Source organism: Acinetobacter colistiniresistens (genome assembly GCF_000413935.1).
Classification (GTDB): Bacteria; Pseudomonadota; Gammaproteobacteria; order Pseudomonadales; family Moraxellaceae; genus Acinetobacter; species Acinetobacter colistiniresistens.
In genome coordinates, this window is sequence record NZ_KE340379.1 from 225,147 (window position 1) to 246,387 (window position 21,241).

Below are 21,241 nucleotides of genomic sequence, written 5' to 3' on the forward strand. Positions count from 1 at the left end.
ACAATGAATACGATTGATATTATGAACGCCGTAGAAAAGGATAAATCAGTGAATCCACAGCAAACAGAATTTACTTCACCTGAAGGGCAAGTTCAGCAATCGAACACTGCATTTGTTTCTCAGTTTGAAACGGCTGCTTCGAATAAAAAGCCAAAAACCAGTGAAGTGAAAATCAGTACCAAAGATGTTCATGTTTACTACGGTGATTCTGAAGCGATCAAAGGGATTGATCTTGATGTCTACCAAAATGAAGTCATTGCTTTCATTGGTCCATCAGGTTGTGGTAAATCGACATTCTTGCGTACTTTGAATCGTATGAATGACACCATTGATAGCTGTCGCGTGACGGGTAAGGTGACTTTAGATAATCAAGATATCTATGATCCAAACCTAGATGTGGTGTTGCTGCGTGCTCAAGTGGGCATGGTCTTCCAAAAGCCAAACCCATTTCCAAAGTCTATTTTTGATAATGTTGCTTATGGCCCTAAATTGCATGGCTTAGCACGTGATAAATATGATTTAGAAGAAATCGTGGAAAATAGCTTGCGTAAAGCAGGTTTGTGGGACGAGGTTAAAGATCGTTTAAGCCAGCCGGGGACAGGTTTGTCAGGTGGTCAGCAACAACGTTTATGTATTGCGCGTACCATTGCAGTAAGCCCAGAAGTGATCTTGATGGATGAACCATGTTCGGCACTTGATCCAATTGCAACAGCAAAAATTGAAGAGTTGATTTCTGAGTTGTCAGAACAATTCACGATTGCTATTGTTACGCACTCAATGCAACAAGCGGCGCGTGTCTCTGACCGTACTGCTTATTTCCACTTGGGTGACTTGATTGAAGTGAACTCGACTGAAAAAGTATTTACTCAACCAGATCATCAGTTAACTGAAGCCTATATTACAGGGCGTTTCGGTTAATTTCGATCAGATCAATTTCGATCAGATCAATCAAAGGGCCTACGGGCTCTTTTTTGTTATATCGATGAAAATGAATCTATTTTGCAAAATCGCTATTGAATTTTTATTGAGCAGACCACATCTTAGCTAGATAATGCCGAACTTATAGAGCACATACTTTATGTTATTCCATTTACCTAAATTTCCTGCTGAAATTCGTATTAGTCATTTAAATGCGCGTGTGAATGAACAAAGAAAAAAAATTGCGCAAACTACAGCATCTCGTCTGGAGTTATTACAGCTGGTTCAACAATTAGCGAAAGAAGCGAAAGTTCGTAAAAAGAATGATCAAAAAATTTATGTCCTCGATTTTAAGGGGGATGTACAGGCTTCAGCTGTTGATACCATTCGTGAAGAAATTACCTTGATTCTGGCAACCGCGAAAGCAGGGCATGACCGTGTTGTGGTTCGCTTGGAAAGCCCAGGGGGGATGGTGCATGGCTATGGTCTGGCTGCAGCGCAGTTGGTGCGCTTACGTGATGCAGGGTTTCATGTCACGATTTGCGTAGATAAAGTGGCGGCAAGTGGCGGTTATATGATGGCGTGTATTGCCAATGAAATCATTTCTGCGCCTTTTGCAGTTGTTGGGTCGATTGGCGTGGTTGCACAAGTGCCGAACTTCAATCGTTTGCTCAAGCAGCATAATGTCGATTTTGAGCTTTACACAGCTGGTGAGTATAAGCGTACTGTGACCATGTTCGGTGAAAATACCCCAGAAGGTAAAGCGAAGTTTGAAGAAGAGTTACAGCAGACACATTCACTGTTTAAACACTTCGTTGAAAAATATCGTCCGCAGTTGGACGTTGCAAAAGTTGCAACTGGTGAACACTGGTATGGTGAGGATGCACGTGAGTTAAACTTGGTGGATAAACTGCAAACCTCAGATGAGTATTTATTAAGCTTGCTTGCTAAGCATGATATTTATGTGATTAATACGCGTAAACGTCCAACTTTTGGTGAGAAACTGGGTTTACAGGCGGCTCAAATGGCTGAGAACTTGATTCCTGCTGTCATGAGTAAAATTACAGATGGTTTAGCCAAAGCCAATAGTGCGCTGGTACAAATGCGCGATCCAAAATTCTAATCAGTGTTTTCTAAAAAACCAGTCCTATCGGGCTGGTTTTTTTATTTATTCAGAATCAATTTCTGCATATTTTATACTTGGGATTTGAATGTTTGGTGAATTAAACAAACATGACAAAACTTTTGATCGAAGAGATTGTGGCAATTCAGATCATTTGATATTTTAACTGCAAGATGAATTACTTAATTATTCATTAATTTAAAAAGTACTTAAAAATATAATTGATAAGTGAGCATAATAATGACAAGAGTCGTTGTTTTTTCCAAGAAAAACTCGAATGTTTTACAAGACGCACAATTGCAGAAAGTGGTCTTAGACCAGCCCTCAATTGTGCAAATTGGTGTAAATCAGGATGATATTAAATCAATTGTCAAACAGGGTAATGATCTTGTTATTACGCTAAAAAGTGGTGAGAAAATTATTGTCAGTGGTTTTTATAACGAAGCCAATCTCACAGAGCACAGCTTGGCCCTTTCTAAAGGTGATGGAACTTATGCTGTTGCGGAGTTCGATGATTCAGGAAAGTTTGTTCGTTATTCAGCGATGACACCAGCGACTCAGCCTTCACATACGGAGATAACGACACAAGCTACATCTGCTTCGGGTGCTGCTGATGAATCGGGGATTAGTAAATCACAGTTGCTTAAAGTTGGTCTGGCAGCCTTAGCCGCTGAAGGTGTATATCTATGGGCTGTAAAAGATGATGATGACGGCAAGAACAAAAGTACGCAACCAATTGACATTACACCACCTGTTACACCAACTGCGAACTTAGGTACAGATACTCAAACGATTACAGGCCAAACAGAAGCCCAAGCAAAAATTGTAATTAGAGATGCTGTAGGTAAAGTGATTGCAACTGGCCAAGCCGATGCCGAAGGAAAATATAGTGTTAAATTGGATCAGCCTCTGGTCAATGGTGGAAAGGTGAGTGTGACTGCTGTTGATAATGCTGGCAATGTCTCAAAAGCAACTGTGGTAACAGGTAATAAAGATACCATTGCACCAGACGCACCAACCGCACAACTCAATGCAGATGGCAGCATTGTCACAGGTAAGGCAGAAGCGAATGCCAAAGTATCCATTTATGATGCTGACGGTAAACTCCTTGGCTCTGTCATCGCAAATAAAGAAGGTTTGTATTCAATCAATGTGTCACCCGCATTAACCAGCGAGAAAGGCGGAACTGTTATTGCAGAAGATGCCGCTGGAAATAAATCTAAACCTTCTCAGGTCTTTGCTGGAAAAGATACTGTAGCACCAGACCAACCGCTAGTTGAGGTCAATAAAGAAGGAACTTCTATTCAGGGGCGGACAGAAGCCAATGGTAAAATACAAATTAAAGATGCAGATGGAAAAATTATCGGCAGTGGAACGGCAGATGCTCAAGGTAAATTTCAGATCACACTTGCACCTGCATTAACGACAGATAAAAAAGCTTCTCTTGTTGTTGAGGATGCTGCGGGTAATCAGTCTAAGCCACTTGAAATAACAGCAGGTAAAGATACCATTGCGCCAGATAAAGCTGTTGCGGAAATCAATGCGGCTGGGGATACGGTGACTGGAACGGCAGAAGCAAACAGTAAGATTGAAATTAGAAGTACTGATGGTAAAACATTGTATGGTTCAGGTACGGTCGGAGCAGATGGAAAATTCACGATTACGTTATCAACGGCGCTAACCGATAAAAATATCGGCAAAATTTATATCATAGATGCCGCTGGTAATCGTTCTGATGCGACTGATGTTATTGGAACAAAAGACACGATTGCACCGAATAAACCTGTACTACAAACGGTGACAGATGACGTTGGCCCAGTAAAAGGCCCGATTGTGGCTGGTGGTGATACCGATGATACAAAGCCAACGTTATCGGGGATAGGCGAAGCAAAAGCGCTATTGACGATCTATGATAATGGTCAGCCAATTGGAACGGTAACGGTTGGGGATAATGGCAAGTGGAGCTTTAATGTTAATCAGGATTTAGGTTTAGGGGCACATAAAATCACTTTAACATTGACGGATGCTGCGGGAAATATTAGTGAAGTCAGTGATGCATTTAGTTTTAATGTGGTGGCACCGGTTGCTAAAGCATTTTTGGCCGATACAGTTGATCTGAATTCGCTTCACGGTAATCTGCCAGAAACTGAAGTGATGAATACTGAAAAGGTGAATTTGAATGAGTTATTACCTTCTTCTGTTCAAACATCGAATCAGTTGGATAGCATTTTGGATCAACTACTTAGCAATCAGAATATGACGCCTGCAACAACAAATACAAGCAATGCTGATTTGGTTCATCCTGATTATGCGCAAACCGTCAAGGTGGATCCGCTGGATCAACTGGCTGTACTGCAACATTCCATTATTTAACAGATCGCCGTATAGAAACGCTTATTTTTGAATAAGCGTTTTATCTTTGATTAGCTGGATGCCACCCATCAAGATTGCCCCGATGGTTGCAAGCAACATATCTTTATGTGCATCCCAGATATCGCCTTGCTGACCATTATAATTCTCAGCATCTTCAGGAGATAAACTGATTGCAATCCACCATTCAATCAATTCATAAAACATGCTGGATGCCATGACAAACTGGATAACAAGTAAAAACAGAGTCAATGGCTTGGCTGAAGGTAACCAGACTTGAAAGCCACGGTAAAAGAAGGGGTAGAGCAGAAGTCCATAAGCAAAATGAACCAGCCGATCATACATGTTGCGTGACCAGCCCATACTTTGATTCAAATCAAAATGAAAAATCCGTTCAATCCACTCATTATAGGGGACATAAGAATATAAGTAGTGTGCGCCTAAAATATGTATCGCAAGAAAGCCGAGATAGAGACAAAAACAATAAAAGTTGAGACCAATCTTTTTCATCGCGATGATGAGTGCGATCAGCATCAAAATGGTACCGGCCTGATGGAGTAAATAGGCTTCAAATTCAAGGGGCTGAATACTTGCAACCGCAACCAGCAGAAGTATGATCACAAGTGCAAGATAATGTTTTAAACCCAGTTGTTTTTCGATCATGCTGTATCCTAAGTTACAGTCAGGCAAATTTATTGTGCTTACTCTGTTGTCCTTATAGTGACGGTTTCCTTGTTTGTTGAGACGCCACCAAGTGCCTGACATGCTTGTTTATAGAGTTGATATTTTTGTTCTACAACCTCATCGAGCGGAATGTCAAACAGATCTTCACCATTTTTATATTGTTCGATATAAGACGCCGCTTTTTCCTTATTGGCAGCCAATGATTGCTGATAAAAATTTGAGATAGATGAGTTTGCTAACTCACTGGATTCAATATTATTACATTGAAAACTCTGTAGGACTTTTTCTGCACGTTTTACCTCGTTTGATTTTCCAAAGAGACAACCGGTTAAGCCCACAGTGGCAATGAGCAAGTACAAAAGCTTCATGATCGATCAAGTGAAATTTTAAAGGGGTATTATTGTATATATGATGAATTTTATAAATTAATTATTTATGTCTGACACGATAAAATTTTGATGCTCAGCTACTCGATCTAAGCCAAATTTAAATCGGTTCAAGCTAGAAAGATAAAAAATAGATTTAATTGATTGATACAAAATAATTTTTAGCGTTATGCTAGATCAGGGTCGTTAGCAATATATGGGTTATGCAGTTTAAGTACATTTTTTTATTTGCTCTATTGAGCAGCCTATCGACTTGGTCTTATGCAGATGACTACAATTTTTTTGCAGAGGATCATGATGATACCGAAGAAATGTTTGATTCAGCTTATCCTCAGATGAAAACAGAATATTCCGTTTTGCATAATCAGTTCTTTCAAAATGAACGTTGGCGTGTTTATAACTATACCGCGTATCAAACCAACCATTTTAATCATAAGATGCTGACGGGTGATACCAGCAGCCTTTCTCTGGATGATTTCTCAATTTCGGTGGGCTACGGAATGATGTATCAACTGAATCAGACTAACCGGATAGGCTATGAATATTTGTCCAGTTTTCCTTTTGATCGAGGACAACTGATCCGGTTTTTCTGGTTACGGATTTTTTAACTGATTTTTTGATACAAACCCGCTCTGACAATACCCGCTTTGGTTTCTTTGATTTTGTGCCATGTCGCAGGCAACGTCAGTTGCGCTAAGTCCCGATCAGCTTCGACATAAATCAAGGCTTTATCGCTAATCAACGGATTGCTAAGTTCAGCAAGCTCTTGCCACAAATCAAGGTCATAAGGTGGATCAAGAAACACGACATCAAAGCTATTCTTTAACTTATTTAATGCCTGTTGTGCTGTTGTGACCAACAACTGGCAATTTTCCGCTTTTAGCAGTTGAATATTGTCTTTTAAAAAGCGTGCTTGGGCTGGATTGGGCTCAATCATAACGACTTTTGCTGCACCGCGAGAGAGCGCCTCAAAGCCGAGCGCACCAGAACCGCTACACAGGTCTAAAACCTGTGCATTTTGAATATCCCACATGAGCCAGTTGAATAATGTTTCACGGACACGGTCTGGTGTTGGACGTAGACCTTCAATACTCGCAAAAGGGAGGCTACGACGTTTCCATTCACCACCAATAATACGCAATTGATTTTTCATTATTCAGTGATTCCATCTGCGGGTTGAGGAGCATTATTCGCAGCAGGGGGAGAGGCCGCCGCAGATACAGACGTTACAGGTGTTGACGCAGCCTGTGTATTTTGTTCAGTTGTTGCAATACTGCTACTTGGTAGCTCGCCAGGTTTAATTCCCGCTGTCATTAAACCACCACTGACTTGATGGCCTGCAGGGCGAAGTGGGTTCTTTTTACGTGTTACTAACCAGTAGTCAAATATTGGACGTGCCAGTTGAGCGGCTGAACCACCATGCTTACCATTTTCCCATACCACGGCAATCGCGATTTCCGGGTTATCAGCGGGAGCAAAGCCAACAAATAAACCATGGTCCCATTGTCGAGAAGACAGCGCAGCTTCGTTATAGCGTTTACCTTGGGCAATACTTTTAACCTGTGCGGTTCCTGTTTTACCTGCAATTGAATATTGTAATCCGCCTTTGATACCACGACCTGTACCCGATTGAATGACATCGACCATGGCTTCATGCATATTGATCCAGTCTTGTTCTGTACCATTGAAGTTAATTTTGCCATCGGGGGCATTGTGGACGTTAAATTTTTTGGCGCCTTTGGTTTCTCTGAGTACATGTGGTGTGACATGTGAACCTTTATTGGCGGTGATGGCGGTTGCCATTGCCAGTTGTAGAGGCGTGGAGGTAAATGCGCCTTGCCCGATACTGACGGAGATGGTTTCACCTTTTAGCCATTTGGATTTGCGTGTTCGCATTTTCCACTCTGGGCTTGGGTAGAGACCTGTGCTTTCACTTGGCAAGTCGACGCCTGTTTTTTCACCGAAACCAAATTGACGCATCCAGTCATTCATTTTTTCAATACCCATCCGATAAGACAGGACATAGAAATAGGTATCACAAGAAACGATCTGAGCTTTATGCATGTTCACTGAACCATGACCTGTCTTCTTGTGGTCACGGAAACGATGACTGTCACCTGGCAGTGAGAAATAACCTGGATCGGAAATTGCAGTACTCCAATCGACGAGACCATAATGAATTCCCCCTAAACCAAACATCGGTTTAATCGTTGAACCTGGTGGATAAGCACCTTGAACCGCACGGTTATAGAGGGGCTGGTCGAGGTTGTCACGGAGGCCACTATAGTCTTTGGAGCTAATTCCCGTCACGAAGAGATTTGGATTGAAACTTGGACTAGAAACGAGGGCTAGGATTTCACCTGTGCGTGGGTCCATTGCTACAATTGCGCCACGACGATCTGCCAATTGTTTTGCCGCAATGGTTTGCAGACCATAATCAAGTGATAAATACAGATCATTACCACGCGCTGGATTTTGGCGGCCTAAATTACGCAATACATTGCCGTGTGCATCGGCTTCGACGGATTCATAGCCCGGCGTCCCATGCAACAAGTCTTCATAACTTTTTTCGACCCCGATTTTACCAATCAGGTTGGTGCCTGCGTATAAGTCCTTATCAATCGATTTTAGTTCTTTATCATTGATACGACCTACATAACCAATCACATGTGCAAACAGTTCACCATGTGGATAGTAACGCGTCATTTGGGTTTCGATCTTGACTCCAGGAAAGGCGTATTTGACTTCACTGAATTTGGCAATATCCGCTTCTGTCAAATTTAACTTAATTGCAAGACGTTCTGTTTTACGTGCGGTTTTGACACGGCTTTTAAAACGATCAACATCATCCTGAGTCAAACTTAAAACTGGAATTAAACGGTTAATGGTTTCATCAATATCTACTACATCGGCACGGCTAAGTGTTGCTGTGAATACTGGGTAGTTATCGGCAAGTAACACGCCATTACGATCGTAGATATAACCACGTGCGGGTGCCAAAGGCTGTAAACGAATCCGGTTTTTATCTGAGGCCGTTGTAAAGTCATCGTAATGAACAATCTGTAAATATGCATAACGACAGATGAGCAAAAGTAGAAAAATCGCCACCAGAAAGATTGCAAAAAAGATACGACCCTTATAAATGCGCTTTTCTTGTTGCATATTTTTTAAAGGAAAGTGCTGTTTCATAGGGTGTCGACTTAATTACAAGATGGAGAGAGGATCAAGGCTACGCATTTTAACGTAAGTTGCATGATCATACTGTAGAATTTTCAACAAATCATGCAAATGATGCTGCGACAGTTTTTGACTTTGCAGACATGAAAATTGTATGGTCTTGTATATTAGAAGCAAAATAATTCTGTTAAAGTCACAAACTATTCGAAATAGGATTTTCCAATACACTCTTAGGGAAAATGGAGAAAATAATGAGAAAAATTTGCCTTTTATTATCGGTTTTAACACTTACAGGCTTAGCCCATGCTGACGAAAATCCGTTTAAGCCTGAGCCTAAATTAAAAGATGCAAACGTTTCAACATGGAATGTGGGTGCTGGTTTTACCAAAAAGTTATTACATGCCAACCTTGAATGGGTAAATCCCTATGGTATTGCTTATGCCAAAGCAGGCGCATTTTTAAATGATGACAATGAGCCTGGTGGGCAAGTTGGCTTCCGTTATCCATACTATTTAACGGGAACAGATAAAAATGGTTATTATCTGGGAGTCTATGCGGGACATCTCGACAGTAAGAACTACGGCGGCAAGCAAAAGGGCAATTTAGGTGTAGGTGCTGATATTGCTTATGTTTGGTTGAATAGTGAACGTATTAGTACATTCAGTGTGGGCGCAGGGGTACGAGAAAAAATAGAAGATGGCAATGGCAATACTGTGAAAAAATCAGAGCCTGTCCTCCAGTTTTCTTATACCTTAAGTTTTGGTTTATAAGAGGAAATTAACGTTCATCCTTTTATAGGCCATCATGTATCAATAATTCAGAGAGTCATGCATGTTTGATTACGTCAATGAATTGTGGCAGATTTTCCTAAATCGACCTGACCATCTGGCAGTCTTGAGTATCATCCCTGTGACCGCCTTTGTAACATGGGCGCACGTGTGGATGGCATTGAAAATGGTATTTTACCCAATCAACTTTTGGGGATTCCATTTAGGACCATTACCTGTCGGTTGGCAAGGGATTGTGCCACGTAAAGCTGGACGTATTTCAGGCATCATTACTGACAACACTTTATCTAAACTGGGTTCCTTGCGTGAATTTTTAGAAGCCATGGACCCAGAAGATATGGCGATGATCATTGGTGAGCAAGTGGGTTTTGAGCTTGAGCATCTGATTGATGAGGTGATGATTGATCGCAATGCAGTGCTCTGGGAAAACCTGCCTTATTCAATTAAACGCCGTATCTATGCACAAGCCCATAAACAATTACCAAATACCTTAAGGGAACTTGTGACTGAGCTGACCATGAACGTTGAGTCACTGGTGGATATGCGTGAAATGGTGGTCAGTCAAATGGAAGGTGACCGCCGTTTAATGGTGCGAATGTTCCTGAAAGTGGGTCAGAAAGAGATCAATTTTATTTGGCATATCAGTGCCTTAATCGGGATGTTCTTTGGTATTTTCCAAATGATCGTGTGGTTTGTGGTGCCTTGGCACTGGACCGTACCATTTTGGGCCGCGATCTGGGGCTTTTTAACCAACTGGATTGCCATCTGGATGGTATTTAATCCAATTGAGCCGCACTATATTCGTTACCCACAGATTTTCCGTTTGACTAAAGATCGTAAATTTCCTTGGATTGTGCCTGTCTTGAAGATTGGTACTTATAATGTTCAAGGTGCATTTATGAAGCGTCAGGAAGAGGTTTCAGATGTGTTTGCCAGTGTCGTGACTGAAGATTTAGTTACTTTAAAATCGATCATGACCGAAATGATGTATGGCAGTAAAAAAGACAAAACTCGCCGTATTGTCAAGCGCCATATCAATGAAATCATGGAAACTCCATTGGTCAGAACCTCATTGCAGCTTTCATTAGGGCCAAGAGAGTATGCTAGACTCAAGACCGACTTGATTGATCGCTCAATTGAAATTACCATGGGACCAGTATGTGACCCAGCTCTGAATGCAAGTCGTGCGCAGAAGATCTTTCAAATGTTTAGAGACCGCATCCGTGAACTAACACCGAAAGAGTTCCAGAACCTATTGCGTCCTGCGTTCCAAGAAGATGAGTGGATCTTGATTGTACTGGGTGGAGTGACTGGTTTCTTTGCTGGTTTAATTCACTTATTTGTTGCTTTCTTATAATTAATTTGATGTTGGTTGAGTGATAAGTCTGTATGATATTGCTCAATTTAAGATTTACTGTTTTTAAATGAGGATGTTCTTTTATGCGCATTATTTTACTCGGACCACCTGGGGCAGGCAAAGGTACTCAAGCTCAGTTGATCTGTAAGCGCTACAATATCCCACAAATTTCAACCGGTGATATGCTCCGTGCTGCAATTCGTGAAGGTACTGAACTTGGCTTAAAAGCGAAAAGCGTCATGGAGTCAGGTGGTTTAGTCTCTGATGAGCTGATTATTGGCTTAGTTAAAGAACGTATTGCTCAGCCTGATTGTGAAAATGGTTGTATCTTTGACGGTTTCCCACGCACGATTCCACAAGCTGAAGCATTAGAAACAGCTGGAATTAGCATTGATCACGTGATTGAGATTGCTGTACCTGACGAAGAGATTGTGCAACGTCTTTCTGGCCGTCGTCAGCACCCTGCATCTGGCCGTGTTTATCACATCGTTTACAATCCACCAAAAGTGGAAGGTAAAGATGACGAAACAGGTGAAGACCTTGTTCAACGTCCAGATGATCAAGAAGAAACGATTCGCAAGCGTTTAGGGTCTTACCACAGTGAAACTGAGCAATTGGTTGGCTTCTATCAAGGTCGTGCTGCTTCTGGTGAAAATGCCCCGACCTATGACAAGTTAGATGGTTTGCGTGCAATCGAAAACGTTCAAGCTGATTTATTTGCAATCTTAGATAAATAATCTAAGTTGCTGATTATAAAAGAGCTCTGAAGATAGGGCTCTTTTTATTTGGAGAAGGCTTATGCTACTAAAAGTTGTTTTGATTTTAGTTGTAATTTTCAGCATCGTTTTACTGTTGTTTTTATTGTATCAAAGCCAAAAAATGCTGCGCCATGTACAACAGCAGCAAGCTTTAGAAAATAAGAAAAATGGCAAAGCACGCCAACTGCATCCAAAACTGCAACAGCATAAAAAACCTCAGGATTAACTGAGGTTTTTTATTGCAATGGTTTTATTGGCACCAAATTCAAATCGATCAGGCCAGTTGCAAACATCGGAAACGATACATTCACCACATTTGGGTTTACGTGCAATACAACAATAACGTCCATGCAAGATCAGCCAGTGATGTGCATCGATGATAAATTCTTTCGCAATCACTTTAATCAAGCGATCTTCGACTTCTAAAACATTTTTTCCAACCGCGAGTCCGGTACGATTGCCTACACGGAAAATATGGGTATCAACTGCCATGGTCGGTTGACCAAAGGCGGTATTGAGCACTACGTTTGCTGTTTTACGCCCAACACCGGGCAGGGCTTCCAGCTCTTTGCGTGTTTCTGGGATTTGCCCTTGATATTGATCGACCAGGATCTGACAGGTTTTAATCACATTTTCGGCTTTGGAGTTATATAAGCCAATGGTCTTGATATATTGTTTTAGCCCATCGACCCCAAGATTCAATATAGCCTGAGCGGTATTGGCAACAGGATAGAGTTTATCCGTTGCTTTATTGACACTAACATCGGTTGCTTGGGCAGACAGCAACACAGCGATCAGTAACTCAAAAGGAGAGGAATAGTTCAGCTCAGTCTGTGGATGAGGTCGTTGTTCACGCAAACGTTCAAAAAAAGTCTGAATCTGCTTTTTGGTCATATTTTTTACGGGCATTTAGATGTCCTGCAATTCATTTAAACGTTGTTGTAAAGCAAGCAATTGTGCTTGCTTTGACTCATCGGCACGAACACTGAGCTGCTTTTCCAGTTTTTTAACTTGGGTGCGTAGTTTAGCCAGTTCAATGGTTGTTTTTGCATCCAACGTCGTGCTTTCTTTGGGTTTCTCCGTCAGGGTAATCACAGGAACATTGTTCAATGCTTGAGAGAACTGAGCAAAGAATTCAACATCAATTTCTGCACGAACAATTGGCCCTTTACGGCTGAGACGGCGTGCTTCTTCGCGTTGGATATGGGCGTAATAACGCTGTCTTAAATCATCCTGTTCAGCTGTACGTTGGTCTGTGGTTGGTAATGGCTTGGTATCTGCAACCAGATCAATACAATCCACAGGACAAGGTGGAATACATAATTCACAACCAGTACACAGGTCAGTCAAAATGCTGTGCATTAATTTGCCGCTACCAATAATCGCATCGACAGGACAGGCACTAATACATTTGGTACAGCCAATGCATTCATCTTCACGAATGACTGCCTTGATCCGTTGTGGTCGACCATCAGCTTGAATATCCCAAACACTCGGTTCAGCTGTTAGGGGAGCACGTTTTAATAACGCTGCGAGTGCATCTGCAACGGGCTGTCCACCAGGCACACATTTATTTGCTTCTTCACCTTCAGCAATTGATTTTGCATAAGGTAAACAGCCGTCACGATGTCCACATAAACCACATTGTGTCTGTGGTAAAAGCTGGTCAATTTGGACAATAAGTGCGTGTTGTGCAGAAGGTGACATGTATCAAGAATGAAGCAAAAAAATAGGGAGCTTAGTATAGCAAATAATGCTTTAGCACGGCGACGCAATCTCAAATATCAAAATGAAAAATAGAAAAAATGGAATGCTTAACAATGGTGCTAATAGTGAAAATTTTTGGTGCATTTTTATGTATAAATGGAGTTTCTTGAGAGGTGGGATGAAAATATTGGTATTTTTTTAAACTAAATTTACTTATATTTATTATATAAATAACGAACATTTTCTGATTCAAGTTTATGATTTTAATTGATAAAAAAGTTAAATGTAAAAAAAATATTGTGATGAAATAGTAATCTGTATTTAATAGGGACAGAATCCTGTTTTGGTGCATTTTTCGCACCAAGATAATTCATGCACTCGGGGGTGAATGTTGAAATACAATAGCTTAAATGACTTTCTGGATTATGTTAAAGCGAGAGATCCTTATCAGCCTGAATTTTTACAGGCGGTTGAAGAGGTCATGACCAGCTTGTGGCCATTTATTGAGAAGAACCCTAAATATGCTCAGTATGGTTTGTTAGAGCGATTGGTTGAACCTGAGCGGGTGATTCAATTCCGCGTGTCATGGATGGATGATCAAGGCAAGACTCATGTCAATCGTGGTTTTCGTGTGCAATACAATTCAGCGATTGGACCATATAAAGGCGGGATGCGTTTCCATCCTTCTGTTAATTTATCTATTTTAAAGTTTTTAGGTTTTGAGCAAACCTTTAAAAATTCACTAACAACTTTACCTATGGGCGGTGGCAAAGGAGGGGCAGATTTTGACCCTAAAGGCAAATCTGAAGCTGAGATTATGCGTTTTTGCCAAGCCTTGATGCTTGAGTTATATCGACATCTAGGTTCGAATACAGATATCCCGGCAGGAGATATTGGCGTCGGTGGCCGTGAAGTCGGCTATATGACAGGCATGATGAAGAAACTCAGCAACGACACCTCATGCGTATTCACAGGCAAAGGGATTTCATTTGGGGGGTCATTGGCACGACCAGAAGCGACAGGCTATGGCACAGTATATTTTGCAGAGGAAATGCTGAAAACCCGTGGTGAGAGCTTTGCCAATAAAACAGTATCGATTTCAGGTTCAGGCAATGTTGCACAGTATGCTGCTGAAAAGGCGATGTTCTTAGGGGCTAAAGTCATTACGCTATCGGATTCAAATGGCACGGTTTATTTAAAAAATGGCTTTACGAAAGCGTTGCTGGAAGAAGTCATGGATCTGAAAAATATCCAACGTGGTCGTATTTCCGAATTTGCTTCGAAACATGGTTTTGAATATTTTGAAGGAAAAACACCGTGGCATATTCCTGCTGATATCGCGTTACCTTGTGCAACTCAAAATGAGTTGGGTGCTGAGGATGCTCTAACTTTATTGGCAAATGGTGTTATCTGTGTTGCAGAGGGTGCCAATATGCCATCAACGCTTGCTGCCGTTGAAAAATTTATTGCAGCAAAGATTTTGTATGCGCCAGGGAAAGCCTCGAATGCGGGTGGTGTTGCAACCTCGGGTCTGGAAATGTCGCAAAATGCGAATCGTTTGGGCTGGTCATTTGAACAGGTCGACGAACGCTTGCATGCGATTATGAAAGAGATTCACCGCAACTGTGTCAAATATGGGACTCAGCAAGATGGTACGATCAACTATGTCGATGGTGCGAATATTGCGGGTTTTGTAAAAGTTGCCGATGCCATTCTCGCGCAGGGAATTTATTAAAAATCTCTCTCAATCCTTCTTTATTAAAGAGGGATTGCCATAAAAAATCCGATGACAAAGCATCGGATTTTTTATATATACGATTAAATTATGGTTTTTTCACAATTTCTTGTTCAACAACCATATCGAGTACGTCTGCAATACTTGATTGGTCAGCAGCAGGGTTTTTAATGTCAAAACGTTTAACACGTACAATCACACGTTGTTGTGGATTGTGCTCAAAACCTTCGATTTGACCGTAATACAATGACCAGTTTTTGTCTGCGTAAGTTTTTAAACCTTTGTCATCATATTTAATTTCACGAACTTGCATACAGGTTTGTGGTGCAACACCTGTGCATGATTTAGTTTCTGGTGAAATTTCGAGGAAAACTGTTTTACCTTCAGACTGGTATTTTGCTTCAGGTGTCATTTTACCTACAAAAGTATATTTTTGACCTTTGGCATCAGCAATCACTAAGGTTGGTTGCTCTGGATTCGCTGCATTGACTTCAAACGCGATTTGACGTTTTTGTAGAAGCTCACCTGCAAATTGTTCTTGCTTCATCAATGCTGGCTCACATGCCATTAATGTAGATGCGCCATCACCTGTAACGATCAAACCATTTTCAACTTTCCATGATGTGTTGAGACGGTTACAACCTGTGTTTACAGATAAACGATCATTGTCCAAGAAGCTTAATACGATTGGGCGTTTAGTATCAGCAGGTTGATATGACCATGTGTAGTTGGTTAATACATTGCTATTTGCCACTTTTGCACCTGTAAATACATGTTTTTGACCTTTGCTATCTGTTACAGTCAAAATAGCTTGACCATTCACTGTGCTGATTTCAAATGGTACTTTTTTCTCACTAAAGATGTCAGCAGATAAACGTTCTTGCTGCATTAAATCATCAGCACAAGCCATCATGGTAGATACAAGTGGAGAGGTTACAATTTTATTGCCTTCAATTTTCCAAGTACCACCTTGGTTATTACAACCTGTTTGGATTGCAAGTTGTTGATCAGCATTAAATCCAAAGGTTTTGATGCTTTAGAACCTTGATAAGTCCAGTTATATTCAACTAAGTTTTTTGCAGCAGTTGTATTAATTTGAGAAATTACATTATCAGTCACATTTTGCACAGTTTGGCACGCCATTAACGAAAGCGGAAGTAATGCAAGAACTAAATATTTGATTTTCATATTCAAAACAACGATAAGTAAATAACAGACATAAGCTTAAAGTATTCTTAAAAAGAGAACATGGTATCCGTTTAGGAGTTAAGTTCGTTAAATGTTTCTATTTGTAAAATTTTGGAAAATATAGAAGATTTATAGGCTTGCTGCTATTTGGTTCAAGCCTATTTTGTAATTTTGTGATGTAGTTGGTTATTTAGTCAAAACGATAAATGTCCATTCCCAATGAACCCATCGAGAAGCTACTATGCACAATATTGAAACGATGACCCGTACCCATTGCAAAGAATAGTGGTGCAAGATGCTCAAGGCTTGGGTGATTACGCTCAATATAAGGCAATGATGGCCAATTCAGTACAGCATCAAAATCTTGGTGACTAAGTTTACTGACGACAGTATTGCGAAACGTACTGGCCCATGTGGGTACATCGGCATCAGCATGCCATGATAACTCAGCTAGATTGTGCGTGATGCTGCCTGAACCAATCAACAGAATTTGTCGTGCTCGTAAAGGTGAAAGCACTTCTCCAATACGGTAGATATCATCAGCACTCATATAAAGAGGCAGTGAAATTTCAATCACGGGAATATCCGCATTTGGATACATGTGTAAAAGCGGCATCCAAACGCCGTGATCTCGTGGACGAGTACTATTTGCATGAGCTGGAATACCCGCTTCGGCAAATAAAGCTAATATTTCTTCTGCCAGTTTGGGTGCACCCGCTGCAGGATAGCGGATATTGTAGAGCTCAGGTGGGAAGCCGCGGAAGTCATGCCAGGTTTCTGGGCGTGTTGAGGTATTGACTTCTAAAGCTTGGCTTTCCCAATGTGCTGACATGACGATAATTGCTTGAGGCTTGGGTAAGTTGCTACTCAGGCGATACAGTGCAGGACCCACTTGTTCGGGATCAAGTGCTAGCATGGGCGAACCATGAGAAATAAATAATCCGGGTAAAGTCTGCAAGTCCATAAATAAACACCTGAAAGGGAATATATGATTATCCTGACAAATTCTGTACAGCAATGATATCCCTTAAAATTCAACATATTGTTCTAAAATCAGAACAGTTTAAGCCCGATGATAAGGGTGGTTATGATTGATACTCATGGCACGATAAAGCTGTTCAATGAGAAGAATTCGAACCATTGGATGTGGCATGGTGAGTTTTGACAGTGACCAATGCCAAGCTGCAGTTTTACGGACAGCTTCGGAATGACCATCAGGTCCACCAATCGCAAGCGCAATATCGTTGCCTTCGAGCATCCATTGCTTCATCGTGTCAGCTAGTTTTTCTGTACTCAGTTCGCGACCACCCACCTCTAAAGCGATCAAAGTCTCATTGGGCTTAAGTGCATTTAAAATGCTGTCACCCTCAATTTGGCAATATTTTAAAATATCGGCTGCAGAGTCATTTTTCCCACGCTTTGCCATTGGGAGCTCAATGACTTGCGTTTGCACGAAGGGTTGAATACGTTTGAAATAGTCTTCAAACCCAGTTAACACCCAAGCCGGCATTTTTTGACCAATGGTGAGAATGCGAATTTTCATAAGCGCGTTTGATTAAAGAAATGACAGCTATTATAACGCTGTTACTGGTTTATGGCGGAAGGGCGTGGTTTATCTAGTCATAAATAATACAAAAGACTCAAATAAATGACTCATAAAAAACGCAGCTCAAAATGCGTATGAGCTGCGATCAAAGTGTCATCCGTCTGGAGTTCGGATGACGCTAAAATGAGTTCAGAGTCAAATTTAGCCTTTATTTTTATCGACTCTATTTTATTATGCAAGATATTGGTTATTTTTCAACCGCATTGTGTAACAAAAAAAGAGAGCCGAAGCTCTCTTTTATTTACAATCATTTACTTAGTGACGTGCAGCTTTCGCATCTTCTACCGGTTTCACAATAGGTGTCTTCGGTAAAGGTTTTGGCGTGTCTGTCAAAGCTAAAGGTAGGATTTCATCAATGCTTTTCACTGCTTTGATTTCTAGTCCTTCTTTCACATTGTCAGGAATCTCGGCTAAATCGCGGATGTTATCTTGTGGAATAAACACCAGTTTAATTCCACCTCGGTGAGCTGCAAGAAGTTTCTCTTTCAAGCCACCAATACGCATCGCACGACCACCAAGACTCGTTTCACCTGTCATCGCAATATCTGGACGAATTGGAATACCTGTAAATGCCGAAACAAGGGCAGTGGTCAGTGCCAAACCAGCAGATGGACCATCTTTTGGTGTTGCACCTTCAGGTAAGTGAACGTGGACATCTGTTTCTTCAAAACGTGATGCTTCAATTCCCAATTCATCGGCACGGGTACGTACCACAGTCATCGCAGCGGTAATCGATTCTTTCATGACATCACCGAGTGAACCGGTAGTAATGAATTTACCTTTACCTTTTACTGCTGCTACTTCGATAGTGAGTAACTCACCACCGACTGAAGTCCAAGCCAAGCCATTGACACGACCCACTTGTGCTTCATCTTCTGCAATACCGAAGTCAAACTTATGTGGACCTAGGTATTCAGGAAGATTGGCAGAAGTGACGTCAATCTGTAAGTTTTTAGACTTTTTGCTGACGGCCTCTTTCACGACTTTACGGGCAATTTTAGAGACTTCACGTTCTAAGCTACGGACACCGGCTTCACGTGTATAACGTTGTACGATATCGCGGATTGCTTCTTCATGAACAGTTAGCTCTTTTGTACGTAGGCCATTGTTCTTGATTGCTTTTGGAACAAGGTAACGTTCAGCAATATTCACTTTTTCATCTTCGGTATAACCCGGTAGACGAATCACTTCCATACGATCCAGTAAGGCTTCAGGAATATTCATACTGTTCGCTGTACAGATGAACATCACTTCTGAAAGGTCAAGATCAAGATCTAAGTAATGATCATTGAACTTACTGTTCTGTGATGGATCAAGGACTTCAAGCAATGCAGAAGCTGGATCACCACGGTAGTCTTGAGCCATCTTGTCGATTTCGTCGAGCAAGAATAATGGGTTCTTCACCCCAACCTTGGTCAATGACTGTACGATTTTACCTGGCATCGCACCTATATAAGTACGACGGTGACCACGAATTTCAGCTTCGTCACGAACACCACCGAGTGCCATCCGAACAAACTCACGACCAGTTGCTTTGGCAACGGATTCACCCAGAGAAGTCTTACCAACCCCTGGAGGGCCGACCAAGCATAAGATCGGGCCTTTGAGTTTCTTAACGCGAGACTGAACCGCCAAGTATTCAACAATACGATCTTTAACGTCATCTAAGCCGTAGTGATCTGTATCCAGAATTTCCTGGGCTTTCGCAAGGTTAATACTGACTTTGCTGGCTTTGTTCCAAGGTGTATCTAAAATCACTTCTAGATAGTTACGTACCACCGCCGCTTCACTGGACGCAGGTTGCATCGCTTTCAGTTTACGAAACTCAGCTTCAGCTTTTTTGCGGACGTGTTCAGGTAAATCAGCTTCAGCAAGACGTTTTTCAATTTCGGCAACGTCATCTTCAGCACCGCCATTCATATCGGAAAGCTCACGTTGAATGACTTTCATCTTTTCATTTAGAAAGTATTCGCGTTGGTTCTTTTCCATTTGGCGTTTTACACTGTCATGCAGCGTTTGCTCAATTTGCTGTTCAGCAGATTGATTCATCAAATAGCTCATTAACTCTTGCAAGTGGTCTTCAAATTCGTCGTGTTCTAAAAACTTTTGTTTCACTTCGATATTTAAAGGCACACGCGTTGCAACGAAGAACATGAGTTGTAATAAGTCTTCGATTTTATTTGCTGCTGCAACGAGTTCACGTGCATTACGTAGTTTCGCTTCTGCATATTGAGCGAATAGGGTACGCAATTCATTTAAGCGAGTCTCTTGGGTCTCTTGATCCAAAGGTAATGTCATTGGGCTTAAACGATGTTCAGCTGTTAGGTATTCTTCGCCATCAATAATACGTTCAAGTTTAGAACGATGCAGACCTTCAATCAGTACTTTAATGCAGTTTTCATCATTTTCATGATTTACAACCTGTACGATTTTGGCCACAGTTCCATATTGATAGAGATTATCGTGATCAATTTCTTCTGTGAGCGAATCTTTTTGCGCAACTACAAATACTAAATTGTCACTGTTACGAGCCACATCCACTGCATTGATCGATTTTTCACGACCCACGAATAGCGCGATTTGCATGTGTGGATACACCACAACATCACGTAACGCTAATAGTGGTAATACACTTGGAACCTGTGGCTCTAAGCTTGTTTCATTATTTAAAATATATTCAGACATGGGCACTCCTAATGAGTGACAACGGTGTTGCCATGTTTTTATAGTGATGTGCATTTCAAAAAATACAAGGGGGTGGGGTTAGAAAATATAAAAAAAAGACTAAATTACTCAAGATTCATTGCGGAAATAAGAAAAAATAACCTGCTAAGGCTTGAAATAATGAAATTTTTTAGGGGTAAGCAAAGCATTGAGTGGTTGATCCCATTTTTGTCTTAATAAAGGTTGATCTACATATTGAAAGGCATGGGCAAGACCGAGTCGATAGGGGCGATGTTTGGCCGTCGCCAACGTTCGATCATAATAACCTCCACCCATACCGATTCGCGTTCCCAGATGGTCACAGGCCAAGAGCGGCAGGATGAGTAGATCTAAATGAGAGACATTTTTTCCGCGACTCGCCATCGGTTCTTTCATCCCGAATGGGTGATGAGAAAACCGTCTATTTAAGTATTGGCTAGAACTCACTCTTACCCAAACTAAATGCTGATTCATATTACAAATCATGGGCAAAAACACCTGTTTATTATTTTTAAAACAAAGCTTTATCAATTTATCAGTATGTAGCTCTCCAAAGGCATGTAAATAAAGTCCAATTTTTGATGCGGCTTTAAATTTAGGTGATTGTCTAAGTAGAAATAGAACTTGTTGTTCAGCCTGTTTTTGTTGGTAATGAGAAACTTGCTTTCTTGCTGAGCGAAGTTGTTTTCTTAATGAGTTTAATGTATGGCTCATAAGGATAAAAACTAGTTTTGATAAAGC

The 21,241-nt window shown here is 41.1% G+C and carries 19 protein-coding genes and 1 pseudogene; 9 read left to right on the forward strand and 11 right to left on the reverse strand.

The genetic code is table 11. The features are described 5' to 3' along the window. The first annotated feature begins 3 nt into the window (after positions 1–3). The 3 genes from pstB (at position 4) to blp2 (ending at position 4,414) form a co-directional block, all read left to right on the forward strand. The gene (pstB, locus tag F907_RS12345; protein WP_005243335.1) at positions 4–918 is read left to right on the forward strand and encodes a phosphate ABC transporter ATP-binding protein PstB; all 915 of its coding nucleotides are present in this window, start codon (positions 4–6) and stop codon (positions 916–918) included. A 160-nt stretch (positions 919–1,078) separates the two neighbouring features. Next, a complete protein-coding gene (gene sohB, locus F907_RS12340) occupies positions 1,079–2,041 on the forward strand; it encodes a protease SohB (RefSeq protein ID WP_016651698.1) in 963 nt (320 codons plus the stop codon). Positions 2,042–2,281: 240 nt separating this feature from the next. After that, positions 2,282–4,414 (forward strand): Ig-like repeat protein Blp2, encoded by a 2,133-nt coding sequence (gene blp2 / locus F907_RS12335; RefSeq protein ID WP_016651699.1) that lies wholly within the window; start codon positions 2,282–2,284, stop codon positions 4,412–4,414. Positions 4,415–4,435: 21 nt separating this feature from the next. On the opposite strand, the gene F907_RS12330 is transcribed toward blp2, so the two are convergent. Continuing rightward, on the reverse strand, positions 4,436–5,074 hold the full coding sequence (locus F907_RS12330) for a DUF2238 domain-containing protein (RefSeq protein ID WP_016651700.1): 639 nt from the start codon (positions 5,072–5,074) through the stop codon (positions 4,436–4,438). Positions 5,075–5,112: 38 nt separating this feature from the next. Then, positions 5,113–5,463, reverse strand: a complete 351-nt coding sequence (locus F907_RS12325) for a hypothetical protein (RefSeq protein ID WP_016651701.1) — start codon at positions 5,461–5,463, stop codon at positions 5,113–5,115. Between the two features lie 221 nt (positions 5,464–5,684). Between F907_RS12325 and F907_RS12320 the strand changes: the two genes are divergently transcribed. Then, positions 5,685–6,089: a hypothetical protein gene (locus tag F907_RS12320; protein ID WP_016651702.1), complete on the forward strand. Its 405-nt coding sequence runs from the start codon at positions 5,685–5,687 to the stop codon at positions 6,087–6,089. Here the strand turns inward: F907_RS12320 and rsmD are convergent. Both rsmD and mrdA read right to left on the reverse strand, forming a co-directional pair. Beyond that, positions 6,086–6,634, reverse strand: a complete 549-nt coding sequence (rsmD, locus tag F907_RS12315; protein WP_016651703.1) for a 16S rRNA (guanine(966)-N(2))-methyltransferase RsmD — start codon at positions 6,632–6,634, stop codon at positions 6,086–6,088. The genes F907_RS12320 and rsmD overlap by 4 nt on opposite strands. Continuing rightward, complete coding sequence (gene mrdA, locus F907_RS12310; protein ID WP_016651704.1) at positions 6,634–8,670, reverse strand: penicillin-binding protein 2; 2,037 nt, start codon at positions 8,668–8,670, stop codon at positions 6,634–6,636. Before mrdA ends, rsmD begins: the two co-directional genes overlap by 1 nt. Positions 8,671–8,909: 239 nt before the next feature. Between mrdA and F907_RS12305 the strand changes: the two genes are divergently transcribed. From F907_RS12305 to F907_RS12290, 4 genes are all read left to right on the forward strand, one after another. Beyond that, positions 8,910–9,428 (forward strand): hypothetical protein, encoded by a 519-nt coding sequence (locus F907_RS12305; RefSeq protein WP_005269984.1) that lies wholly within the window; start codon positions 8,910–8,912, stop codon positions 9,426–9,428. 61 nt (positions 9,429–9,489) lie between these two features. Further along, the gene (locus tag F907_RS12300; RefSeq protein WP_016651705.1) at positions 9,490–10,803 is read left to right on the forward strand and encodes a DUF445 domain-containing protein; all 1,314 of its coding nucleotides are present in this window, start codon (positions 9,490–9,492) and stop codon (positions 10,801–10,803) included. Between the two features lie 83 nt (positions 10,804–10,886). After that, complete coding sequence (gene adk, locus F907_RS12295) at positions 10,887–11,540, forward strand: adenylate kinase (RefSeq protein WP_004801251.1); 654 nt, start codon at positions 10,887–10,889, stop codon at positions 11,538–11,540. 61 nt (positions 11,541–11,601) lie between these two features. Next, positions 11,602–11,787 carry a hypothetical protein gene (locus F907_RS12290; protein ID WP_016651706.1) on the forward strand — a complete coding sequence of 62 codons (186 nt, stop codon included), beginning with the start codon at positions 11,602–11,604 and terminating at the stop codon, positions 11,785–11,787. On the opposite strand, the gene nth is transcribed toward F907_RS12290, so the two are convergent. Both nth and F907_RS12280 read right to left on the reverse strand, forming a co-directional pair. Next, positions 11,784–12,470, reverse strand: a complete 687-nt coding sequence (gene nth / locus F907_RS12285; RefSeq protein ID WP_016651707.1) for an endonuclease III — start codon at positions 12,468–12,470, stop codon at positions 11,784–11,786. The genes F907_RS12290 and nth overlap by 4 nt on opposite strands. After that, positions 12,471–13,268: an RnfABCDGE type electron transport complex subunit B gene (locus F907_RS12280; protein ID WP_005243313.1), complete on the reverse strand. Its 798-nt coding sequence runs from the start codon at positions 13,266–13,268 to the stop codon at positions 12,471–12,473. A gap of 388 nt (positions 13,269–13,656) precedes the next feature. Here F907_RS12280 and gdhA point away from each other — a divergent pair, with 388 nt between their 5' ends. Then, positions 13,657–15,003 carry an NADP-specific glutamate dehydrogenase gene (gene gdhA / locus F907_RS12275; RefSeq protein WP_016651708.1) on the forward strand — a complete coding sequence of 449 codons (1,347 nt, stop codon included), beginning with the start codon at positions 13,657–13,659 and terminating at the stop codon, positions 15,001–15,003. A gap of 88 nt (positions 15,004–15,091) precedes the next feature. Here gdhA and F907_RS12270 read toward each other — a convergent pair. The 5 genes and pseudogenes from F907_RS12270 to F907_RS12245 form a co-directional block, all read right to left on the reverse strand. Next, a pseudogene (locus F907_RS12270) lies at positions 15,092–16,191 on the reverse strand (META domain-containing protein). Positions 16,192–16,381: 190 nt separating this feature from the next. Beyond that, the gene (locus tag F907_RS12260; protein WP_005243310.1) at positions 16,382–17,155 is read right to left on the reverse strand and encodes a DODA-type extradiol aromatic ring-opening family dioxygenase; all 774 of its coding nucleotides are present in this window, start codon (positions 17,153–17,155) and stop codon (positions 16,382–16,384) included. A gap of 99 nt (positions 17,156–17,254) precedes the next feature. Further along, positions 17,255–17,734: a 23S rRNA (pseudouridine(1915)-N(3))-methyltransferase RlmH gene (gene rlmH / locus F907_RS12255; RefSeq protein WP_005243309.1), complete on the reverse strand. Its 480-nt coding sequence runs from the start codon at positions 17,732–17,734 to the stop codon at positions 17,255–17,257. Positions 17,735–18,052: 318 nt separating this feature from the next. Then, positions 18,053–20,482, reverse strand: a complete 2,430-nt coding sequence (gene lon, locus F907_RS12250) for an endopeptidase La (RefSeq protein ID WP_016651711.1) — start codon at positions 20,480–20,482, stop codon at positions 18,053–18,055. A 144-nt stretch (positions 20,483–20,626) separates the two neighbouring features. Further along, positions 20,627–21,214, reverse strand: a complete 588-nt coding sequence (locus F907_RS12245) for a 5-formyltetrahydrofolate cyclo-ligase (protein ID WP_032861984.1) — start codon at positions 21,212–21,214, stop codon at positions 20,627–20,629. Positions 21,215–21,241: the final 27 nt, after the last annotated feature.